At 67.0% G+C, this 21,564-nt stretch carries 18 protein-coding genes; 14 read left to right on the top strand and 4 right to left on the bottom strand.

From position 1 onward, the window contains the following. Window positions 1-311: 311 nt before the first annotated feature. The 3 genes from ABEA50_RS20625 to ABEA50_RS20615 all read right to left on the bottom strand — a co-directional run bounded on the left by ABEA50_RS20625 (window position 312) and on the right by ABEA50_RS20615 (window position 3,443). Entirely contained in the window at window positions 312-1,097 is a 786-nt protein-coding gene (locus tag ABEA50_RS20625) for an enoyl-CoA hydratase/isomerase family protein (protein ID WP_345497224.1), read from the bottom strand. Window positions 1,098-1,341: 244 nt separating this feature from the next. Further along, window positions 1,342-2,295: an acyl-CoA dehydrogenase family protein gene (locus tag ABEA50_RS20620; RefSeq protein ID WP_345497223.1), complete on the bottom strand. Its 954-nt coding sequence runs from the start codon at window positions 2,293-2,295 to the stop codon at window positions 1,342-1,344. Further along, entirely contained in the window at window positions 2,292-3,443 is a 1,152-nt protein-coding gene (locus tag ABEA50_RS20615; protein ID WP_345497222.1) for an acyl-CoA dehydrogenase family protein, read from the bottom strand. The genes ABEA50_RS20620 and ABEA50_RS20615 overlap by 4 nt, the downstream gene beginning before the upstream one ends. Before the next feature lie 121 nt (window positions 3,444-3,564). Between ABEA50_RS20615 and ABEA50_RS20610 the strand changes: the two genes are divergently transcribed. Continuing rightward, on the top strand, window positions 3,565-4,371 hold the full coding sequence (locus ABEA50_RS20610; protein WP_345497221.1) for a FadR/GntR family transcriptional regulator: 807 nt from the start codon (window positions 3,565-3,567) through the stop codon (window positions 4,369-4,371). Window positions 4,372-4,688: 317 nt separating this feature from the next. Here ABEA50_RS20610 and ABEA50_RS20605 read toward each other — a convergent pair whose 3' ends face one another. Then, window positions 4,689-5,843 (bottom strand): lipase family protein, encoded by a 1,155-nt coding sequence (locus ABEA50_RS20605; RefSeq protein ID WP_345497220.1) that lies wholly within the window; start codon window positions 5,841-5,843, stop codon window positions 4,689-4,691. Between the two features lie 717 nt (window positions 5,844-6,560). Between ABEA50_RS20605 and ABEA50_RS20600 the strand changes: the two genes are divergently transcribed. The 13 genes from ABEA50_RS20600 to ABEA50_RS20540 all read left to right on the top strand — a co-directional run bounded on the left by ABEA50_RS20600 (window position 6,561) and on the right by ABEA50_RS20540 (window position 21,338). Then, complete coding sequence (locus ABEA50_RS20600; RefSeq protein ID WP_425577689.1) at window positions 6,561-8,222, top strand: SMP-30/gluconolactonase/LRE family protein; 1,662 nt, start codon at window positions 6,561-6,563, stop codon at window positions 8,220-8,222. Next, complete coding sequence (locus ABEA50_RS20595) at window positions 8,219-9,103, top strand: SDR family NAD(P)-dependent oxidoreductase (protein WP_345497218.1); 885 nt, start codon at window positions 8,219-8,221, stop codon at window positions 9,101-9,103. The genes ABEA50_RS20600 and ABEA50_RS20595 overlap by 4 nt, the downstream gene beginning before the upstream one ends. A gap of 26 nt (window positions 9,104-9,129) precedes the next feature. Continuing rightward, window positions 9,130-10,494 carry an aromatic ring-hydroxylating oxygenase subunit alpha gene (locus tag ABEA50_RS20590; RefSeq protein ID WP_345497217.1) on the top strand — a complete coding sequence of 455 codons (1,365 nt, stop codon included), beginning with the start codon at window positions 9,130-9,132 and terminating at the stop codon, window positions 10,492-10,494. A 21-nt stretch (window positions 10,495-10,515) separates the two neighbouring features. Further along, complete coding sequence (locus ABEA50_RS20585; protein ID WP_345497216.1) at window positions 10,516-12,342, top strand: flavin-containing monooxygenase; 1,827 nt, start codon at window positions 10,516-10,518, stop codon at window positions 12,340-12,342. A 32-nt stretch (window positions 12,343-12,374) separates the two neighbouring features. Beyond that, window positions 12,375-13,298, top strand: a complete 924-nt coding sequence (locus ABEA50_RS20580) for an SDR family NAD(P)-dependent oxidoreductase (RefSeq protein WP_345497215.1) — start codon at window positions 12,375-12,377, stop codon at window positions 13,296-13,298. Continuing rightward, window positions 13,288-15,009, top strand: coding sequence for a thiamine pyrophosphate-binding protein (locus tag ABEA50_RS20575; RefSeq protein ID WP_345497214.1), 1,722 nt, complete (start codon window positions 13,288-13,290; stop codon window positions 15,007-15,009). Before ABEA50_RS20580 ends, ABEA50_RS20575 begins: the two co-directional genes overlap by 11 nt. 37 nt (window positions 15,010-15,046) lie before the next feature. Next, window positions 15,047-16,489: an aldehyde dehydrogenase family protein gene (locus ABEA50_RS20570; RefSeq protein ID WP_345497213.1), complete on the top strand. Its 1,443-nt coding sequence runs from the start codon at window positions 15,047-15,049 to the stop codon at window positions 16,487-16,489. Window positions 16,490-16,585: 96 nt separating this feature from the next. Beyond that, entirely contained in the window at window positions 16,586-17,413 is an 828-nt protein-coding gene (locus tag ABEA50_RS20565; protein ID WP_345497212.1) for a TauD/TfdA dioxygenase family protein, read from the top strand. Then, window positions 17,410-18,153 carry an SDR family NAD(P)-dependent oxidoreductase gene (locus tag ABEA50_RS20560; RefSeq protein ID WP_345497211.1) on the top strand — a complete coding sequence of 248 codons (744 nt, stop codon included), beginning with the start codon at window positions 17,410-17,412 and terminating at the stop codon, window positions 18,151-18,153. The genes ABEA50_RS20565 and ABEA50_RS20560 overlap by 4 nt, the downstream gene beginning before the upstream one ends. Beyond that, the gene (locus ABEA50_RS20555; protein ID WP_345497210.1) at window positions 18,150-18,740 is read left to right on the top strand and encodes a carboxymuconolactone decarboxylase family protein; all 591 of its coding nucleotides are present in this window, start codon (window positions 18,150-18,152) and stop codon (window positions 18,738-18,740) included. The genes ABEA50_RS20560 and ABEA50_RS20555 overlap by 4 nt, the downstream gene beginning before the upstream one ends. A 252-nt stretch (window positions 18,741-18,992) precedes the next feature. Continuing rightward, complete coding sequence (locus tag ABEA50_RS20550) at window positions 18,993-19,214, top strand: cold-shock protein (RefSeq protein WP_345497209.1); 222 nt, start codon at window positions 18,993-18,995, stop codon at window positions 19,212-19,214. A 122-nt stretch (window positions 19,215-19,336) separates the two neighbouring features. Then, window positions 19,337-20,302 carry a TIGR03557 family F420-dependent LLM class oxidoreductase gene (locus tag ABEA50_RS20545; RefSeq protein ID WP_345497208.1) on the top strand — a complete coding sequence of 322 codons (966 nt, stop codon included), beginning with the start codon at window positions 19,337-19,339 and terminating at the stop codon, window positions 20,300-20,302. A 556-nt stretch (window positions 20,303-20,858) separates the two neighbouring features. After that, a complete protein-coding gene (locus tag ABEA50_RS20540; protein WP_345497207.1) occupies window positions 20,859-21,338 on the top strand; it encodes a helix-turn-helix domain-containing protein in 480 nt (159 codons plus the stop codon). Window positions 21,339-21,564 lie beyond the last annotated feature (226 nt).

Here is a 21,564-nt window from a genome sequence, read left to right as displayed (position 1 = left end):
TTGCCGGTGCCGGTCTGCACGGCACGCTGGGCAGATTGTGCGCGGTGAGTCGTCCGAGTACGACGGATCCCACCGCACCACTGGACTCGATGAGCACAATACTGATACCCCCGAGTGCGCCGTGGCCGTCGCATACCTTGTCACCGACGGTTGCGCCGAACCTGCCGCACCCAGCGCAACCATCGGAAAATAGCTCCGAGACAACGACTCTCGCGCCTCCTTACGGCCCGGCGTGCATGCCGCGCCCACTCGATGAACTGGCGGCACCGACCAGGACCGACATCCAGGACACCGCGAAACAGTCGGCGAACTCATCGAATTCGAGTCTCCTTCGAACGTAGGGCAAGTAGCCGTTCACGGTGTTCCTCCGACCGCATCGTGACCGCTTCCGCGGCGAACCCCGCGCGCACCGCGGCACCGAGCGCTTGGGCGAGGTGCATGGCGAGGACGCTCTTGGTGCCGCGGATCGCCGCTTGCGGTTGTTCGGCGAGCCGGTGCGCCAAGCGGATTGCCTCGGGCAACAGCTCATCGGGTTCGATGGTGCGCGAGGCCAAGCCGATCTCGACCGCGGTGGCGGCGTCGATCCGATCGCCGGTGTAGAGGTATTCGCGGGAGCGCAGGATGGGGGTGAGCAGCGGCCAGAACGCGGCGCCACCATCGCCCGCGACGAGACCGACCGAGACGTGCGGGTCGGCCAAATAGGCGGTGTCCGAGATCAAGACGATGTCGGACAGTACCGCGACGCTGGCGCCGAGTCCCACTGCGGGCCCGTTCACCGCGGCGATCACCGGCAACGGGAACCGCAACACCTCGTCGATGATCTCCGCGCCCTCGCGCAAGCTCTCCTCGCGCGCGACCGGATCGTCCAGAAAGCTGGTGATCCAGTCCAGATCGCCACCGGCGCAGAATGCCCGACCCGCGCCGGTGAGGACCACGGCGCGTGCCGTGCGGTCGGCGGCCAACTGGCGCCACACCTGCGCGAGCGCCCGGTGCAGCGACGCGTTGACGGCATTGCGTTCCTCGGCGCGGTCGAACACCACGATGCGCACCGGACCGTCACCTTCGACGCGCAATTCTTTCGGTAGGTCGTACTTCACGACACCACCTCCGTGGGACAGAACATGTGGGTGAGGTCCGTTCGCCCCGCCGCCATCCCTCGCGCCGACCGGAGGACCGCTGCCCGCGCCGCGCGGTCCGCAGCCCGCCGACTCGATAGCTGCGTCAGCGCGTGAGTCGACAACGCGGCAACACGATCAGATTCAACGCGATCGAGCGCCACGGGGTACACGGGGTACACGGACCCGTCGCCCCCGGCACGCGGCTGCCCGAGCAGGTCGTATTTCACGGCGTCACCGACTCTCCGACCGGCCCGAACAAGCCGGTCAAGCCGTGTCGACCCACACGTTTGGTCAATTCGGCTCTGCTACCGGATATCCCGAACGGCAACCGACGCAACGGGAGGCTGTAGCGCGACAGCCACGACAGCGGCGACTCGTCGCAGAATCCGAGCGCGCCGTGCAGTTGATGGGCCACCCGGAACACCACTTCGGCGGCCTCCACCGCCGCGAGCCGCAGCGCCAATGCGTCATCGATCGCCTCGGCCCGCTCGGTCTGCACGCTCCACAGCGCGTAACTCGCCAACACATCCACTCCGCCGCGCTCGACCTCGGCGTCGGTGAGCTGGAATTGCACGCCTTGCAAGCGGGCCAGCGGCTGACCGAATTGTTCGCGCACCGACACGTGCGCCGTGGCCAACGCGATCGCGCGATCGAGCATGCCGAGTAGCGTCCAGCACGGAAGGACCAGTGCCAGAGCGATATCGGTGACATCGCCGGCATCGATCGGGCGCAGCTTCAGCGGGGTGACGAAGGCGCCCAGCCGCGGCGCGAGGGAGGGCTCGGCCCGCTCGGCGCTGCTGCGGCGACCGTCCAACGTCATCGCCGCCCACCGCAGGTCGAGCCCGGCGACCGCCGCACTCGGCGTGGTGTCGTCGACGATCACCAACCCGTCGAACTCCGAATCCGTTGGCCGCGAAAGTCGTTCGGCCACCGGGTAGGGCACCCCCCAATACCCCGCCGCGCGACACAGCGCCGCCGCGGCCTCCAGCTCGTCGGGGTCCTTTCGGGGCCGCAGATCCCATGCCGCGAGCGCGCCGAACACCGGCGCGAGCAGCTCCGCGCGCCGATCCGGTTCGCGCTCGGCGCTTTCGAGCAGTGCGGCGCCACCCGCCGCCTCGAACGCTCGGCGAGCCTGACGACCGTATTCGGTGGCTTCCGCGCTCAGTTCGATATTCATGACGCGGCCAGCAATTCGCGCGCCAGCAGGATGCGCTGCATTTCGATACTTCCCGAGGCGACGGTGGCCGCTCGCGCATAACGCCAGTGATCGTCCACTTCGGCGCGAAAGCGTTGCACCACCGTGGTTTCCGGGTATGCCGCACAGGCGGCGAGTTCGCTCAGCACTTCGGCGCTGTCCTGGTCCAAGGTGGTCACCGCGATCCGGTAGGCGGCGACATCGCCCGGTCGCACGGTGCCGGAGTCCTGCAATGCCAGCACCCGGTAGGCGAGCAGCCGCGCCCTGCGGCAGTGCGTGAGCATGCGTGCCCAGCGTCCGCGCAGGTCGGCGGGAACGAGGTCCCACCGTGCGCCGAGCACCGAGGGTGCGGCCTGCAACAGATATTCGCAGCGCGCGTACCTGGCGATCCCGACCCGCTCGAACGCCAAGACCTCCCGCACCACCTGCCATCCTTCGTCCACGGTCCCGAGCACATCGGCTTCGCTCACCCGCAGGTCGTCGAAGAAGACCTCGTTGAGGTGGTGCGGCCCGAGCATGCTGCGAATAGGCCGGACCTCGATGGCGGGATCGGACATCGGCACCAGGAAAATCGTCAGACCCTGTTGCTTGCGTTCGCCTTTCGCGGTGCGTGCGAGCAGGAAGCACCACTGCGCCATCGTGGCGTAGGAGGTCCAGATCTTCTGGCCGTTGATCCGCCAGCCCGTGCCGTCGCGGGTGGCCGCCGTGCGCAGCGACGCGAGGTCGGAGCCGGAGTCGGGTTCGCTGAACCCCTGGCACCAGATCACTTCGCCGCGCGCGATCGGCGGAAGATGTTGTGCGCGTTGTTGTTCGGTCCCATGCCGCATAATGGTCGGCCCCACCCAGTTCACGCCCATGTACTGCGCACCCCTGGGTTCGTGGTGGGCCCACATTTCCTCGCGCACCACGGTCTGCTCCCACACCGAGGCGTCGCGGCCGCCGAATTCCTCGGGCCAGGCCAGGCACAGCAGTCCTCGTTCGGCGAGCAGCCGGGAAAACCGTTGGGTGGTCGCGAGATCGGCCTCGTCGTCGGTGAACGCGCCGAGAAAGTCCGCGGGGACGTGCGCGCGCACCAGTGCGCGCAACTCGTGTCGCAGGTCCGTGGCGGCCTCACCCATCGTGAAGTCCATGACTCGAAGGTACGTCAATCCTTGTAAGGATAGCAATGCTTGATCTACCGACTATCCTGGCAAACATAGTGAGCCTTGTAGGTTCGGCTAGAATTTCGAGAATGGACGAAAAGCGCCCGGCGTGACGACGGCGGGGCGGGGCAGGATTCCGCAGCGCCGCATCGCGGAAACCGTTGCCGCCGAACTGCGTACCCGCATCCTGGACAGCGACGACGACTATCGCTTGCCCACCCAGGATCAGCTGGTGAACGAGTTCGGCGTCAGCTACCCCTCGATCCGGGAGTCACTGCGCATCCTGGAGACCGAAGGACTCGTGACCGTCCGCCGCGGCAATGTCGGCGGCGCCGAGGTGCACCGGCCCGACGAGTTGTCGGCGGCCTATCACCTCGGCCTCGCCCTGCAAGGCGCACGCGTCACCCTCGGCGACCTGGCGGCCGGGCTACAGCTGCTCGAGCCGACGTGCGCGGCCGAATGCGCCAAGCGTACCGACCGCGCCGAAGTGGTCGTCCCCGCACTGGAAGCCTGCGTCGAGGCCTCCGAAGAACTCGTCGGCGACGGCGTCGCCTTCACCCGAACCGCACGGCAATTCCACGATCTCGTGGTGTCGTTCACCCCGAACGTCACCCTGCGCTACGTCGTGAGCAGCCTTGTCGCACTGTGGTCGTCCCAGGAGCAGGCGTGGGCCGAACGCCTCACCAAGCGCGGTGAATACCCCTCCGAAAAGGAGGCGAAGGCGGCGGTGCGCACCCACCGCAAGCTCATCGCGGAGATTGCCGCCGGTCGCGCCGACCAGGCACAGGACCTGGCCCGCGCGCACCTGACCGCCACCCAGGCACTGGTTTTGGATCGCTTCGACGACGGCGTCGTCGATGCCTCGTCCGCCACGGCCCGGCATGCGATTCGGTCCAGCCAGAGTTCACGGATCTAGCACGCGAATCCGGCGGCCGTTCGACCCGACTCGCCGGCGTGCTGCGAGGCACCCGCCACGGCGAACCGCACCTGCCGCAGGACACTTCGACGCGCCGACGCTTCGTCCACGTCGGCGGGCTCCCAGCTTCTTCGCGGCAGCGGCAGCAAAGACCGAACCCACCGGACGCCGGTGACCTCCACCCCGCCCACTGCTGCGCCGACCGCGAGGCACCGCATCCTCGGATGTTCGAACTACCTCACCCATCCGCCTACGCGGGCAACCTTTTCCGCCGAACGCACCGTTGACCTCCCGCCGCGCACCGCCAGCGCAGTTCGTCACACGCCCTGGAAGAGGCCGTCCACGAAGGGGATCGCGTCCTGCTGCGAGGCAGTGAACGTCGCGCTGTGATCGGCGTTGTAGACCCGAAGCGTCACCGGTTGACCGTTCGCCGTCATCGCCGCGGCAAGGCCGAGTGCTCCCGGCGCGGGGACATCGATGTCGGTGAGCCCCTGACCGATGAACAACGGTCGGTCGTACCCGTTTTCGGCCAATCCCATGTAGTCGGCCAACACGTCGTGGGCGTGCGGTATCGCGCCGAGCGGCCTGCTGAAGACATCTCCCAGCACAACACCTTCGGCGGTTCGATGCGCTTGGTCGGTGCACTGATTCTCGGCGTCGTCGACCAGGGTTCGCCCGAGCGGGGTGAGGTAGGAGTCGATGTCGAGTTCGGGGTGTGCGCCGCGCAGACCGGCGAGAATGTAGAACACATACGACGTCAGGCCAGCGGGGAGTGCGGCGGGAGGAACACCCGGCCCGAGCGGCAGGAGAACATTCTCCAGATACGCGGGCACCCCGGTCCCGACCGCGCCGCGGTAATCGAGGTCGGGACGGCCGAATTCGGTGGCGTAGCGCGCCGTCGCGATCGCCGCGCCGCCGCCCTGGGATTGCCCGACTACGGCCCAGCGGTTCGATATCGCCGGTGCGGCGGCACGGCTGGCGCGCACCATGTCGACGATGCTGTGCGCCTCCACTTCGACATCGAGGTAGGGATGCGGACCCGGGGTACCGAGCCCGACATAGTCGCTGGCGACGACGGCGTATCCGTGCGCGAGCCACGCTGTCAGGTACGGGTTGTCTCGCTCGGGGAGCGCGGGACCCACCAGTGACGGCGCGCAATGATCGGCGAGTCCCGAGGTGCCGTGTGCCCACGCGATGACCGGCCAACCGCCGGGCGGCGGCGCCCCCTCGGGCAGGAAATAGGCGCCGCTGGCCAACGCGGGTGCGCCGTCGGACCCCACCGACCAATAGGTCACGCGCTCGGCGTCATCGGCTCCCGGCAACCGCAGCCCGTCGGCCAACGGCGCCGCCGAAACGAGGGAACCGGGTTGGGTCCCGGACTTCGCGGTCGCGTCCGGGACCGCGAACGCGATACCGCTCGCCGCCACCACCGCGGCCACCGCGGCGCACAAGGCTCGGGAGAAGCCGGGCATAAAGATTCCTTTCCCTCGGCACACCGCAAGTGCGACCGACGACGACAGTTGGCCGAGGAAAACTACCACCGCGCCCTACCGTGGAGCTTCGAACAGTAGGCGGCAGCCGCTGCTCTCGGTGGTCGACGATCACTATCGCTAGCGGCAACCGCGCCGATGCCGTCCCGGATCGACTCGTCCGTCGGTGGTCGAAATACCCGTGCACGCGCTCGTGCCATTGGCAACTCGCTCGAGCCAACCGGCCCTCGAACCCGAGAGCCGAACGGGCTTCGCACAGCGTCGACGGCGCACCAGCGGACACTGCGCGACGTACACCCCGGTCGACGTCTCCTACACACACGCTCACCCAGGATTCGCGCTCTCATAGCGATGAGCGCTGGGCCACGTGTGCCAGTTCGGTATCCGACACCGCGACCCGCAGCCCCTGTGCCGTGTATTCCTCGACAGCTCAGCGCGACCTACGGCTACGGCACACAGTTGTCGACCTCGGACGAATACTGCTGAACTCTTTCGCCCACAACGCTTTTCATGGCACCGACAACTTCCTTCAGCGAACTCCCACGTTGCCAGGCACTCCCCCATCCGACTTCGTCATCCGAGCCGCGCCCGCGCACCATACGGCAATCCTCACAAGGATAGCAATCCTTGAATTATCAGCGGAACAAGAATTAGAATTCGCTTCAAGGATGCCACGACAGCCTGCGTGTGACCGCCCGAATGCTCGGCCCCGCAGCGCATCACATCCACGATTCCCGTCGCGACGGAAGGTTCACGGTGACGCAAGGGGCTCGCTATTCCGGCACAGCACCGATCGGCCTTGCCGACGGGTGGGAGGTACGACGACTCACCCCGCCGAGCCGACTGTTCGGCGCGAATGGGCTGCGCACCGGACCCGACGACCGCGTCTACGTAGCCCAGGTAGCGGGCAGCCAGATCAGCGCGCTCGACATCGGCACCGGCGCACTGGAAACCGTCAGCGCCAAGGGCGGCGACATCATCGCCCCCGACGACCTGGCGTTCGATGCCGACGGCAACCTGATCGCCACCGAATACATGGACGCGCGGGTCAGCGTGCGCGCCAGCGACGGCAGCACCAGGGTGCTGCGCGACGACCTGCCAGGCGCCAACGGGATCACCGTGCACAACGGCCGGTTGTTCGTCAACGAATGCCGGATCGGCGGCCGGCTCATGGAGTTACCGCTCGACGGGGGTGCGCCGCGCGTGCTGCACGACAACCTGCCGATGCCCAATGCCATGGAGGTCGGCCCCGACGGCCTGCTCTATTACCCGGTGATGGGCACCAACGACATCTGGCGCATCGATCCCGACGGTGGTGTACCCGAACGGGTCGTCGGCGACCTCGGCACACCCGACTCGGTCAAGTTCGATCCGCAGGGCCGGATCGTGTCCACCCAGGTGCGGACCGGCGAGGTATTACGGATCGACCCGCGCAACGGTGAGCGCAGCGTCTTGGCGAAACTCGCTCCAGGACTGGATAATTGCACGTTCGTCGGCAACCGGCTCTTCGTCTCGAACTTCTCCGGCGAGATCACCGAGATCCTCGATGCCGGCCGAACCCGGACCGTCCTGGCGGGCGGCCTGATGTGGCCGCTGGACTTGACCGTCGACCACGCGGGCGATCTCTATGTCGCCGACGGCACCTTCTTCTACGGCCTGCGCGGCGGCGAACTCCACACGCTCGCCTCACTTTTCAGCACCGGCACCCCCGGATATGTGCGTGGTGTGACGGCCGTCGGCCCCGACGAGTTCCTGTGCACCACCTCGAGCGGCCAAGTCTGCCACTACCGCACGGGTCCCGAACCACACACCGAACTCCTCGCCGAAGGTTTCGACCAGCTCTACGGCGTGGCCGCGAACGCGCACCGCACGATCGTCGCCGAACTCGGCACCGGGAGAGTTCTGTCCATTCGGTCCGGCGGGGCCGAGGTCCTCGCCGCCGGACTCGACGCTCCGCGCGGGGTCGCCCTCGGCCGGGACGGCACCGCGTTCGTCGCCGAGTCCGGGGCAGGACGGGTCGTCTCGATCGGCGACGCCGGGGTCACCACCGTGGTGGACGGGCTCCGGACACCACACGGAATCCTGGTGCGCGGCACGCAATTACTCATCGTCGACGTCGGCCTCACGGCATTGCTCAGTGTCGACCTCGAGACCGGCACGCGCCGCACAGTGGCCACCGATCTCCCCGTCGGCGCCCCACCAGGGGTGAACCCCAAACCGCTGCGCGGGACTCCCCCGTTCTCCGGTCCGATGGGCCCGTTCGCGGGCATCGCCGCGGGACCGGACGGCACCGTCTATCTCTCCGCCGACGCCGAGGGCAGCGTGCTCGCGCTGCGATACACGGAAGGTCTTGCGCAATGAGCTCCGAAACGACCGACGACGGGCATCCAGACGCGCCCGCCAACGAATTCTTCGGCCTGAACGGTCGCATCGTCATCGTGTCCGGTGCGGGCGGCGGCGGAATCGGCACGGCGGTGACGCGCACCCTCGCACGCGCCGGGGCGACCGTCCTCGCGGTGAGTCGATCCACGGAGAATCTCGCCCGACATGTAGAACCCCTTGCCGCACAGGGCCTTCCCGTGTTTCCCTGCGCCGCCGACGCCGCCACCGACGCGGGCATCGCGACCACCCTCGCACGCGCTGAGGAACTGGAAGGCGAACTGTACGGGCTGGTGAATGTCGCGGGCGGCGCCGCACCCGAAACCTGGATGCCCTCGACCCGTGTCACCCGCTCGGACTGGCAGGCGCTGTTCACCCAGAACCTCGAGACGATGTTCTTCTTCAGCCAGGCCGTCGCCGCCGAATTGGTCGCGCAAGCGCGACCGGGCTCGATCGTTTCGGTGTCCTCGATCAGCGGCCTGAACACCGCGCCCTTCCACATCGGCTACGGCACCGCCAAGGCCGCCTTGGTGGCGGCGACCCGCACGATGGCTGTCGAGCTCGCCCTCGACGGGGTTCGGGTCAATGCCGTCGCACCCGGCGTCACCGAAACACCGTCCTCGGGAACCTATGTCGGCGAGGACGCCGAGCGCGACCGCAGGGCCATTCCGATGGGTCGGCGCGGCCGCCCGCACGAGCAGGCGGGGGCGATCCTGTTCCTGCTCTCGGAACTGTCGAGCTACGTCACCGGACAAACCCTGCTCGTCGACGGCGGCCTGAACCTCAAATGGACCCACCTCGGCGCCGACAACACCTCCCTGTTCCTCGAGGACGAGTCGTTCCGCGCGGCCATCACCCAGTGACACCGCAGTCCCACCAGGAGAACGCCATGACCCACACGGTCGAAAACAACACCACCACAGACCTGTCCACCCCGAAGACGATCGACGTCGCCGCCTACATCTCCGCGGAATACGCCCGCGCCGAGGGCGATCGGTTGTGGGCCAAGGTATGGCAGCAGGTGTGCCGCGTCGAGGAGCTCCCGCGCGTCGGCGACTTCCTCACCTACGACATCCTCGACGACTCCTTCATCGTCGTGCGCACCGCGCCCGACACCCTGCGCGCGTATCACAATGTCTGCGCACACCGTGGTCGTCGACTGGTCGACACGCCACCGGGCGCGCACGATGCCCGCGGCAGGCGCAAGCAATTCGTCTGCGGCTTCCACGGCTGGCGCTACGACTTGCAGGGCTGCAACACCTTCGTGCCCGAACGCGGCGACTGGACCTGCGGGCTGACCGAGAGCAACGACGGCCTGCGCCAGGCACGCATCGACACCTGGGGCGGCTGGGTATGGCTGACGATGGACCCCGACGCCGAGTCCCTGCGCGAGTATCTCGAACCGGCCGCCTCCCTGCTCGACCCGTTCCACCTGGAGAACATGCGCTACCGGTGGCGGCGATGGTTGACCTTCGACTGCAACTGGAAGGTCGCCTTCGAGGCGTTCATGGAGACCTACCACGTGCCCTACACCCACCCGGAATTCATGAATTTCGGTGATTTCCTCGGCTGGGGTCGCGCCCAAGGCAAGCACAGCAATATCGGCTATGACGCGCCCAAGGGAATGGAGGAGAACCAGGGCAAGCTGCGCATCGGCAGCGGTGCGGACGCGCGCCTGTCGACCGCGCAGTTGCAGAACTTCACCTGGGAGAACGCCAATACCAACACCACCGAGTCGATGGTCGCGGTCGCCAACCGGCTTGCCGACGAATTGCCCGAGAGCACCCCGCCGGGACAGGTGCTGCGGTATTGGCTCGACACCTGTCGACGTGAGGACGCCGAGCGCGGCGTGATCTGGCCGACCGTCGACCCCGAAACCGTCGCCGCGAGCGGCACGTCCTGGCAGATATTCCCCAATTTCCAGATCGGCCACGCACTCAACAACATGCTCTGCTACCGATTCCGACCCTACGGCTACGACCCCGATCAATGCATTTTCGAGGCGGCGGTCTTCGAACTGTTCCCGCCCGGCGAGGAACCCGACACGGAGTGGATCTACACCCCGGTGGGTGACGAGGGCTGGCGAACAGTGCTCCCCCAGGATTTCGACAATATGGCCGCGGTGCAGCAGGGCATGAAATCGCGCGGTTTCCCCGGCCCCAAACCCAATCCGTACCGCGAGCGCACCATCGTGAACCTGCATCACAATCTCGCCTCGTACATGGGCACCGGCGAGCCGCGCGATCTGACCTGACGCCAGGAACGAGGAATTCGAATGCAGCACTGCGAATCCACGCAGACCCCCGAGGTCGACATCGCCGCCCTCCGGCAGAAGTATCTGACCGAGCGCGACAAGCGACTTCGACCCGAAGGCCAGCAACAATATCTGGCGGCCGAGAACGAATTCGCGGACTTCTACGAGGAAGACCCGCACCTACCCGTCACACCGCGCGAGGCGCTCACCACCGATATCGATGTCGCGGTCCTCGGCGGTGGTTTCGCCGGTCTGATCACCGCGCATCGACTGCGGCAGGCCGGGATCACCGATTTCCGGATCATCGAATTGGGCGGCGATTTCGGCGGGGTCTGGTATTGGAATCGCTACCCCGGCATTCAGATCGACTCGGATTCCTACTGTTATCTTCCGCTACTGGAGGAGACCGGTTACATGCCGAAGGAGAAATTCTCCCACGGCGACGAATGCTACGAACACGCCCAGCGCATCGGCCGACATTTCGGCCTCTACGACAGCGCGTTGTTCCACACCCTCATCCGGTCGCTGGAATGGGACGAGCAGATCCAGCGCTGGCGCGTCGGCACCAATCGCGGCGACGACATTCGTGCCCGCTTCGTGGTGATGTGCCAGGGCCCCTACAACCGGCCGAAACTTCCCGGCATTCCGGGAATCACGGACTTCGACGGGCAGATCTTCCATACCGCGCGCTGGGACTATGCGTACACCGGCGGCAACCTGCACGGCGGCCTGGACAAGATCGCCGACAAGCGAATCGCCGTCATCGGCACGGGATCCAGTGGTGTGCAGGCGATTCCGCATCTGGCACGGGGAGCCGAACATCTCACCGTCTTCCAACGCACCCCGTCCTACATCTTCGAACGCGACAACCACCCCACCGATCCGGAATGGGTGAAAACTCTGGAACCCGGCTGGCGTTCGGCACGCCAGCGCAATTTCCACAACGCGGCCTACGCCTTCTACTCCCCCGGCGAACCCGATCTGATCTGCGACGGCTGGACCGAGGTCGCTCGCAATCTGGCCGCGAAACTCGACCGCACCGACGGCTGGGCCGCACTGGCCGATCCGGCGAAGTTCCTCGAACTCAAGGAGATCGAGGACTACCGGGCGATGGAACGGCTGCGCCGCCGCGTCGAAGCGACCGTCGAGGACCAGGCGACCGCGGAGAAGCTCAAGCCGTACTACCGCAACCTGTGTAAGCGACCGGTCTTCAACGACGACTACCTGCCGACGTTCAATCGCCCCAATGTCACCCTGGTCGACGTCTCGGAATCCAAAGGCGTGGAACGCATCAGCGAGCACGGTGTGGTCGCGGGCGGCACCGAGTACGAGGTCGACTGCATCATCCTGGCCAGTGGTTTCGAGATCACCACCTCGCTGGACCGGCAGTACGACATCGCGCCGTTCACCGGCCGCGACGGCCGCTCGCTCTACGAGCACTGGGGCAAGGGTTTTCGCACCCTGCACGGCATCACCGCGCACGGCTTCCCGAACATCTACTTCACCGGGTTCATCCAGGGCGGCGTGACCGCGGCGACCACCCTGATGTTCGAACAGCAGGCCGACCACATCGCCTACATCATCACGCAGGCACACGCGCGCGGGGCCACGGTGGTCGAACCCACCGCGCAGGCCGAGGACGAGTGGGTGCGCACCATCCGCGCGAACACCGTCGACAACAGCACCTTCGTCACCGAGTGCACCCCCGGCTACTACAACAGCGAGGGCGAGCCGAACGGCCGCTCCTTCCTCGGTGACCCGTTCTGGGGCGGCTTCTACGTGCTGGAGGACCTGCTGCGGGCCTGGCGTGCGACCGGCGAGCTCGCTGGCCTCTCGCTGCGCGCCTGAACACCGAATCACACCGGCGAGAGGAGTATTCGTTGCCCCCACTCAGATTCGACGATCGCGTCGCCGTGATTACCGGCGCCGGAAGGGGATTGGGCCGCGCCTACGCCCTGCTGCTGGCCCAGCGAGGCGCGAGGATCGTGGTGAACGACCCCGGCACGAGCATCCGCGGCGACGCCGCCGAGCCCGCGGTGGCCGAGCAGGTGGTGCGGGAGATCACTGCGGCCGGTGGCACGGCCATCGCCTGCACGGACTCGGTGGCCACCCCGGAAGGCGGCACAGCGATCGTCGAATCGGCCATGGCGCATTTCGGCCGCCTCGACATCCTGATCCACAACGCGGGCACCGTCCGCTCCGCACCGTTGACCGAGATGACCTACGCGGATTTCGATGCCGTGCTCGACGTGCATCTGCGTGGCGCGTTCCACGTCGTGCGACCCGCTTTCGGGCCGATGTGCGCGGCCGGATACGGCAGGATCGTGCTCACCTCCTCGATCGGCGGGCTCTACGGCAACCACCGAGTGGCCAATTACGCGGCGGCGAAGGCGGGCGTGATCGGGCTGGCCAATGTGGTGGCACTCGAGGGTGCGGCCAGCGACGTGCGCTGCAATGTCATCGTGCCCAGCGCCGTCACCAGGATGGCCGAGGGCATCGATATCTCGGCGTATCCGCCGATGCAGCCGGAGTTGGCCGCACCCGTCGTCGGCTGGCTCGCGCACGAATCCTGTTCGCTCACCGGCGAAATGCTCGTGTCGATCGCGGGCAGGGTGGCACGCGCCTACGTCGCGGAGACCCGAGGTCGCTATCAACCGTCCTGGTCGATCGAGGACGTCGGCGCGCAGCTCGAGGCCATCCGGGACCCCACCGAGGCATGGACGCTTCCGGTCGTCCCCTCGGGCCACCACGACCACATCCGCAAGAGTTTCGCGAAAGCCTTGGAGGGCAACAGTGTCCGTTGAAACCACCACCGTCAAAGTCTACGAACGCATTCTCGACCTGTTCGAGGCCGAAGGCATCAACACCTTGTTCGGCATTCCCGATCCGAATTTCGTGCACCTGTTCCATCTCGCCGAGGAACGTGGCTGGACCGTGGTCGCACCGCATCACGAGGAATCCGCCGGATTCATGGCCGAGGCGGTGTCCAGGATGACCGGCAAGCCCGCCGTCGCCATCGGCACGCTCGGGCCTGGCATCGCCAATCTCGTCGGCGCCATCATGTGCGCCAAGGTGGAGAACTCGCCGGTGATCTTCCTGGGCGGACAGCGCGCGCGGATCACCGAACAGCGGGTGCGGCGCGGCCGGATTCAGTTCGTGCAGCAGTCCGGGCTGGTCGAGCCGTCGGTGAAGTACAGCGCGAGTATCGAATACGCCGATCAGACCGACGAGATCATTCGTGAGGGAATACGCAAGGCGCTCAGCGGGACTCCTGGCCCGGTGTATATCGAATATCCGTCGCAGGTGATCCAGGAAGAGCTCGAGGTGCCGGCCGCCTTGGCGCCGGCCGCGTACCGCCTGGTCGGCCAGAGCGCGGGACAAGACAAGATCGAGGAAGCTGCGGCACTGATCCGCGCGGCCGAGCACCCGATCCTGCTGGTCGGGCACGGCGTGCACACCGCGCGCGCGGGCGAATCGGTGCGCGCACTGGCCGAGGCGATGGCGTGTCCTGTCATCCAAACCTCCGGCGGCACCTCGTATATCGCGGGCCTGGAGGATCGCACCTTCCCCTACGGCTTCTCGGCGGCGGCGATCGAAGCGGTGGTCGGCTCGGATCTGTGCCTGGCGATCGGCACCGAACTCGGCGAGCCGGTGCACTACGGACGCGGCAGGCACTGGATCGAAAACGCGTCGAACAGGAAATGGCTTCTGGTAGAACAAGATCCGGCGGCCATCGGGGTCAACCGGCCGATCGACGTTCCGCTGGTCGGCGATCTGCGCGTCGTGGTGCCGCAACTGGTGGACGCCTTGCGCGACACCCCACGCGCCCGCCCTGCCCAGCTCGACACCTGGATCGACCAGGACGCCGCCCAACTGGCTCGCCTGGCCGAACAGGCGCCTTCGGGCCTGTCACCCGTGCATCCCGCGCGGCTGATCGTCGAGGCCACCAAGGCGTTTCCCGCGGACGGCATCATGGTGCGCGACGGCGGCGCGACCACCATTTTCGGCTGGACATATTCCCAGGCCAAGCCGCACGACGTGATCTGGAATCAGAATTTCGGCCACCTCGGCACGGGCCTGCCCTACGCGGTGGGCGCCGGGGTCGCCGACGGCGGAAAACGGCCGCTCATGTTGATCACCGGCGATTCCTCGCTGCAATTCCACATCGCCGAACTCGAGACCGCCGCGCGGTTGAATCTTCCACTGGTGGTCGTCGTGGCCGTCGACTACGCCTGGGGGCTGGAAGTCGGTGTATACAAGCGCACCTACGGTCACGATTCGCTGGAAACCGGCGTGCATTGGAGCAAGAACACCCGCTTGGACAAGGTCGCCGAGGGATTCGGCTGCTACGGCGAATTCGTCGACCGCGACGAGGACATCGCGCCCGCCATCAAACGCGCCTACGGCAGCGGCAAGCCGGGCGTCATCCACGTCGCGGTCGACCCGAAGGCCAATTCCGAGGAGATGCCGAGCTACGACGAGTTCCGCACCTGGTACGCGGAGGGCATGCAGTGACCACTCGACGAGCACAACACACGAAAGCTGGTGCCTGATGCGGGAATACCGGAAGTTCTACATCGGCGGCGGGTGGGTGGACCCCGCGAAGTCGGAGACCTTCGACGTGGTGAACCCCGCGACCGAGGAGCTCGCCGGCACGGTGGCGGCCGGGTCCAGCGCCGACGTCGACGCCGCTGTCGCCGCCGCGCGCACGGCCTTCGCCAGCTGGTCGAGCTCGACCCGCGCCGATCGGCTCGATCTCTTACGCGCGATTCAGGACCAATACCACAGGCGCGCCGATGATTTGGCTGGCGCGCTGACCGAGGAGATGGGCGCACCGCACGCGCTGGCGAGCGGGTTCCAGACCGACCTCGGTGCCGGCCACCTGGCGACAGCGATCGAGGTGCTCGAACATTTCGCGTTCGAACAACCGCGCGGTGCCTCGTTGATCCTGCGCGAGCCGATCGGCGTGTGTGGACTGATCACCCCGTGGAATTGGCCGCTCAACCAGATCGCCGTGAAGGTCTTCCCCGCGCTCGCCACCGGGTGCACGACGGTGCTCAAACCCTCGGAGAAGTCGCCCTTCAGTGGGCAGATCTTCGCCGAAATCCTTGATGCCGCAGGCACTCCGGCCGGAGTATTCAATCTCGTCCATGGCGACGGTCCCGGCGTCGGCGCGCCGCTGTCGGCGCATCCCGACATCGATATGATCTCGTTCACCGGGTCGACCAGGGCCGGAATCGAGGTCGCCCGCCATGCCGCGCCGACCGTGAAGCGCGTCGCCCAGGAACTCGGCGGCAAGGGACCGAACATCCTGCTCGACGACGCGGATTTCGCGGACAATGTCGCCAAAGGCGTCCTGAGCATGATGACCAACTCCGGCCAGACCTGTAGCGCGCCCGCGCGCATGCTGGTGCCACACGCGCGGATGGACGAGGCGACGGCGATCGCCGCGCGGGCCGCCGCCGACGTCACCGTCGGCGATCCGACCGGCGAATTCAGTATCGGCCCCGTGGTTTCCCACGCCCAGTTCGAGCACATCCAAACGCTCATCCAGCGGGGAATCGAGGCGGGCGCCACGGTCGCGGCGGGCGGCACCGGCCGCCCGGATGGCCTCGACAAGGGGTACTACGTCAAACCGACGGTATTCGCGAACGTCACCAACGATATGGCGATCGCCCGCGAAGAGATCTTCGGACCCGTCCTCACGATCCTCGGCTACGAGGATCTCGATCACGCGATCGAGATCGCCAACGACACCGAGTACGGTCTCGCCGCCTTCGTCGCAGGCGCGGACCTCACCAAGGCGCGCGCGGTCGCACGGCGGATCCGGGCGGGTTCGGTAGCGATCAACGACGGCTTCGACTTCGGCAGTCCCTTCGGCGGCTACAAGAAGAGCGGCAACGGACGCGAGTGGGGCGCCGACGGTTTCGACGAATACCTCGAGACGAAAGGCGTGCTCGGCTACGCCCCCACCGCCGACACCGATCCGGCATGAGCGCCGAACCACCACGAGCGCACGTCCCGTCCGCGACATCGGCGCGGCACCGATAGACCAACGATTTGCGAGAACGAGAGAAGTCAGGAGCCAGCGATGCCCACCATCACCACCGCCGAGCTGAGCGAGAACGTCGGCGTCGAGGTGCTCGACGTCGACGTCGATCGGCTCTTACACGACGACGAACTCCCCACGGCCCTGTTGGACGCGCTCGAGCGCTACGGCGTCCTGCTGTTTCGCGCGCTGCACCTCGACGACGAGACCCAAGCCGCGTTCGGCGCGCGACTCGGCGAGCTGGTGCAGTTCCCGAAATACGCGAACCCGAACGTGATGGAGATCAGCTTCGACCCGAACAACCCCAACGCGGAGTACTTCGCCAGCAACGACTACTGGCATATCGACGGCGCGATGGACGAGATCCCGGCCAAGGCGTCGCTGATGAGCGCGCACGTCGTGAGCACCGAAGGCGGGGAAACCGAATTCGCCAGCACCTACGCCGCCTACGACACCCTGTCCGACGCGGAGAAGCGGCGCTTCGCCGAATTGCGTGTGGTGCACACCTTCGAGGCGATCCAACGCCTGACCTACCCTGACCCGACACCGGAACAGATCGCCGAGTGGGCGACACGCGCCGTGCGCGAACATCCGCTCGTGTGGGAGCACGAAAGCGGTAGGCGTTCTTTGGTTTTCGGTGCCACCACCGCGCGCATCGTCGGCATGGACCCGGCCGAAGGCAAGGCGTTGCTCGCCGATCTCGAACAGCGGGCCACCGCACCCGACCGGGTACTTCGGCACGACTGGTCGGTGGGCGATCTGGTCATCTGGGACAACCGTGGCCTGGTCCACCGCGCGTGCCCGTTCGATCGGCGGCAGCCACGCAGGATGCACCGCAGCACACTCGTCGGTGACGAGCCGATCAAATGAGCGCGCCCGCAGCGATTGTCACCGGTGGCGCTTCCGGAATCGGCGCGGCCATCAGCAGACGGTTGGCCGCCGACGGTGCGCGGGTGGCGATCTTCGATCGCGACGGTGCGGCAGCCACCGCCACCGCCGCGAAGATCGAGCGCAATGGTGGCACCGCGATCGGAATCGCCGTGGACGTGACCGACCGAGGCGGCGTCGAGGGCGCCGTCGGTGCAACCGCCACCCGATGGGGTCGACCGACGATCCTGGTCAACAACGCGGGCATGTCCGTAGACGGTCCGTTCCTCGCACTCACGGCCGACACCTGGAACCGGGTACTCGCGGTGAATCTGACGGGCGCGTTCCATTGTTGTCAGGCGGTGCTGCCGGGCATGGTCGAGGGCGGCTGGGGTCGGATCATCAATATCTCCTCCTCCAGCGTGCACAGCGGCTCGGCGGGAATGGCCGCCTACGTGTCGTCGAAATCCGGCCTCGTCGGCCTCACCAAGACGCTGGCCCTGGAGTTCGGCAAGCACGGGATCACCGTCAATACGATTCCGCCCGGCTTCATCGACACCCCGATGCTGCGCGACACCGTGGACCGTGGTTTCGTCGACGTCGCGCAGCAGGAGGCGCGCACACCGGTCGGCAGGATCGGTCAGCCCGAAGACGTCGCGGCCACATGCTCTTTCCTCGTTCGACACGAGGCGGGCTACATCACCGGACAGATCATCGGGGTGAACGGCGGGCGCAACACATGACCGACCCGGCCCGCATCCCGCCCTCGCCACGGGACGAATGGTCCACGGAGTTGACGACGTTCATCGCCGAGTTCCAGTCCTCGGTGCGTGGCGACCGACCGCCGGAAATCACCCGCCCCGGCGGCGCGCACCTCCTCGGCACCCTCGCCCGATATCCCGCGCTGGCCAAGGCGATGCTCACGTTCAACGGGCATCTGCTCTACGAATCCGCGTTGTCGGCACGGCAGCGCGAATTGCTGGTGCTGCGTGTGGCTTTCGTGCGGCGCTGCGCCTACGAGTGGGCCCAGCATGCACTGCTCGCGGCGGATGCCGGACTGACGCAGGCCCAGATCGCCCGCGTCACCGTGGGACCGCAGGCGGCGGAATGGGATTCGGCCGACCGGGCGCTGTTGGTGGCGGTGGACGAACTGCTCGCCGACGGCCGCGTCGGCGACCGAACGTGGGCGCTGCTCGCGGCGGAATTGAACGAGCGTCAGTTGATGGACCTCGTCTTCACCGTCGGCACCTACTCGATGCTCGCGATGGCGTTGCGGTCGTTCGAGATACAACCGGAGGACGATCTGCGCCCACATCTGCCGTCCTGGTGAGACGCGTCGCCGCCGTCACCGCACACACCCACCGAACCAGAGCAGCGGCGGCGCGACCCGCTCGCCGCGCGGCCGGCTCCGGGACGCAGCGGATTCCGGTTGGGCCAACCGTGCGCCCCTGCCATTTCTTTCGCGGTAATCCGGCCGCTCAGCGCACAATATCCAGTCGCGAACAATCCGAATCCGACGACAACGCGAACTTCCGCTTCGACACCGGTGTACGACATCCGCCGGGTCGATCGGAGGTAAATCATGCCGCAACTGGGCCGAACGAAGTGGTTCAACCGCGAACACGGATTCGGGTTCATCGCCCCGGACGACGGAGGCCCCGACCTGTACCTCGGCTGCGCCGACGTCCTCGCCAGCGGAATACGACACCTGCCGCGCGGGCAGCGCGTGGAGTTCGAGATCATCGTCGGCACGAAAGGCCCGCAGGCCCACCGCCTGCGCCTGGTCCACTCCCGCTACGCCTGAGCTCTGCCACGGGCGCGCCGCGGCGGTTTACCCGCGCCCATCGGTGGAACCGCGGGGGTGAGCGCTCGCGCATCGAGACATCGGCGCGCACGCACGCTCACCCACCAACGCAGGAGGTAGCGATGCCGATCGGTTACAAGCTCGCGGCGGAAGCATTCGGACCGAAGGAACTCATTCGTCAAGCCGTCCGCGCGGAGGCCGCCGGGTTCGACTTCGTGGAGATCAGCGACCACTACCACCCATGGCTCGACAATCAAGGGCACTCACCCTTCGCCTGGACCGTGCTCGGCGCCATCGCGGCACGGACCGAGCGGATCGAGTTGGCCACCGGTGTCACCTGTCCGACCATTCGCTACCACCCGGCGATCATCGCGCAGGCGGCCGCGACGCTTGCCCTGGTCTGCGACGGACGCTTCACCCTCGGGGTCGGCTCCGGCGAACGGCTCAACGAACACGTGGTTGCCCAGGAAGTCCCACCCGCGAGCACCAGGCAGGCGATGTTGGGCGAGGCACTGGAAATCATTCGACAGCTCTGGCGCGGCGGATATCAGTCCTACGAAGGCAAATACCTGTCGCTGTCGGACGCGCGCGTGTTCGACCTGCCCGAGACACTGCCCCGAATCGCCGTCGCCGCCGGCGGCGCGAAAGCGGCCGCCCTCGCCGCCGAACTGGGCGACGGCCTGTTCGCCACCGAACCCAACGAGCGGATCGTCTCCGGATACCGCACGGCGGGCGGCGACGGCCCCCGATACGCGGAGGTCGCCATGGCGTGGGCACCCGACGAACAGACCGCCGCCGACGCCGCACTCGACACCTCCCGTTGGGCGGTGACGGGCTGGAAGGTGATGAGCGAACTACCGAACCCGGTCAATTTCGCGGCGGCGACCGGCACCGTGCGACGCGAGGACATTCTCGAACAGTTCGCCTGCGGACCCGACCCCGCCCGTTACCTCGCCGCCGCGCGGCCTTACGCCGATGCGGGCTTCGATCATCTCGTCATGCAGAACGCGGGCCCCGACCCCGACGGGTTCATCGACTTCTACGAACGCGAGCTGGACAAGCCGATGCGTGAACTCTTGGCGCACTGAACCCATCGCCGAAAATGCACCGGGGACCTCAGCTTTCGCCGAGGTCCCCGCTGTCGTGCCGACCGGTGTCCGAGGTAATTCTCCAGAACCACGGCCTCGGGAAACGAGACTGTCATACCTTCTGGCAATAGCCCAGCCGAATCACATTCATCTGCAAGTTTCGGTGCACGTGCATCGGTACAGACGAAAATCCGGTCGATATTCGGGCAAATCAACCAACAAGCGGCCTATTTTGGTCACGGAATGACATCTTTCGATATCTTCCGTGCCCAAACCGTTCCGTAGCGAAGAACGCCCCGAGCAGCCTCGAATCTTGTGATGCGTCATGGGATTTCGAGATCAACCACGTCGAGGGCGGCCGATCTGCCGAATCTCCCGGCATGTCCGTACGCACGAGAGCGGGCACACACTCCGACGCCGAACCGGTCGACCGTGTGCCGCTTCCGGCGCGTCGCACCCACCTAAACCCCGCCGCTACGGCCAAGATGGTCACCGTTCATCGACGCGACGGCGCAGCGCCAGAGGCACCGTCGCGCCGGGAAATAGTCGACCGAGCATGGGAGAACGCGTGGCGAAGATGGGTAGGCGCAAGCGGTCAAGGCTGACCAGCGGAGGGTTCCAGCCGCACACGATCGCGAACGAGACAGTCACCGAAACGGCGATCACCGAGAAGAAGGGCGCCGAGCAGGCGGACGCCACGAAGGCAGCCACCACCAAGGCCCCGCCAGCCACCGCGGCCGAGCGCACGTCACCACCAGCCACCGCCGAGAACGGCGCTGCTGACACGAACACCCGCGATCTGGACGCGCTCGGCGCCGCCGTGCGCGAGCGCCGCCGCGAACTGAAGCTCACCCAGGCCGAAATCAGCGGCAAGGGCGGGCCTTCGGCGAAAGCCGTGAGCGAGATCGAGCGCTCGCGCACTCCGCTCCCACAGCCCGAGACCCTCGACAAGCTCGACGTCGCCCTCGACTGGACGCCTGGCACCGCAGACGCACTGCTGCGCGGTGCGAACGAGCTGGTCGGCGCCGCGAGCTGATCGCCCCTCCGGTCGAGGTGAGAACGCCACGGCCGCAGCGGAACCAGCCCGACGGCGGTGCGCTACACCGGGTCCCTCCCGTGCCGCGCACCGCCGTTGTGGCGACCGAGCGGACTCCGCCACGAGACCTATTGCGACATCGTCACAACTGAGACCAAACCGCCGAGGCTCGCGCGCCGAATTCCCTGTGGTGCGTTCGAGCCCAAGCGTTCTCGGCGCACCGTTC

This window comes from Nocardia callitridis (assembly GCF_039543305.1).
GTDB classification, from domain to species: domain Bacteria; phylum Actinomycetota; class Actinomycetes; order Mycobacteriales; family Mycobacteriaceae; genus Nocardia; species Nocardia callitridis.
This window is presented reverse-complemented; position numbering and strand designations above follow the sequence as displayed.

What these genes read in the sequence shown, in the direction of transcription:
- ABEA50_RS20620 (WP_345497223.1), bottom strand. Translation starts at nt 2,295, where the DNA reads ATGAATATCGAACTGAGCGCGGAAGCCACCGAATACGGTCGTCAGGCT.
- ABEA50_RS20615 (WP_345497222.1), bottom strand. Translation starts at nt 3,443, where the DNA reads ATGGACTTCACGATGGGTGAGGCCGCCACGGACCTGCGACACGAGTTG.
- ABEA50_RS20605 (WP_345497220.1), bottom strand. Translation starts at nt 5,843, where the DNA reads ATGCCCGGCTTCTCCCGAGCCTTGTGCGCCGCGGTGGCCGCGGTGGTG.
- ABEA50_RS20600 (WP_425577689.1), top strand. Translation starts at nt 6,561, where the DNA reads ATGCTCGGCCCCGCAGCGCATCACATCCACGATTCCCGTCGCGACGGA.
- ABEA50_RS20595 (WP_345497218.1), top strand. Translation starts at nt 8,219, where the DNA reads ATGAGCTCCGAAACGACCGACGACGGGCATCCAGACGCGCCCGCCAAC.
- ABEA50_RS20590 (WP_345497217.1), top strand. Translation starts at nt 9,130, where the DNA reads ATGACCCACACGGTCGAAAACAACACCACCACAGACCTGTCCACCCCG.
- ABEA50_RS20585 (WP_345497216.1), top strand. Translation starts at nt 10,516, where the DNA reads ATGCAGCACTGCGAATCCACGCAGACCCCCGAGGTCGACATCGCCGCC.
- ABEA50_RS20570 (WP_345497213.1), top strand. Translation starts at nt 15,047, where the DNA reads ATGCGGGAATACCGGAAGTTCTACATCGGCGGCGGGTGGGTGGACCCC.
- ABEA50_RS20565 (WP_345497212.1), top strand. Translation starts at nt 16,586, where the DNA reads ATGCCCACCATCACCACCGCCGAGCTGAGCGAGAACGTCGGCGTCGAG.
- ABEA50_RS20560 (WP_345497211.1), top strand. Translation starts at nt 17,410, where the DNA reads ATGAGCGCGCCCGCAGCGATTGTCACCGGTGGCGCTTCCGGAATCGGC.
- ABEA50_RS20555 (WP_345497210.1), top strand. Translation starts at nt 18,150, where the DNA reads ATGACCGACCCGGCCCGCATCCCGCCCTCGCCACGGGACGAATGGTCC.
- ABEA50_RS20550 (WP_345497209.1), top strand. Translation starts at nt 18,993, where the DNA reads ATGCCGCAACTGGGCCGAACGAAGTGGTTCAACCGCGAACACGGATTC.
- ABEA50_RS20545 (WP_345497208.1), top strand. Translation starts at nt 19,337, where the DNA reads ATGCCGATCGGTTACAAGCTCGCGGCGGAAGCATTCGGACCGAAGGAA.
- ABEA50_RS20540 (WP_345497207.1), top strand. Translation starts at nt 20,859, where the DNA reads ATGGGAGAACGCGTGGCGAAGATGGGTAGGCGCAAGCGGTCAAGGCTG.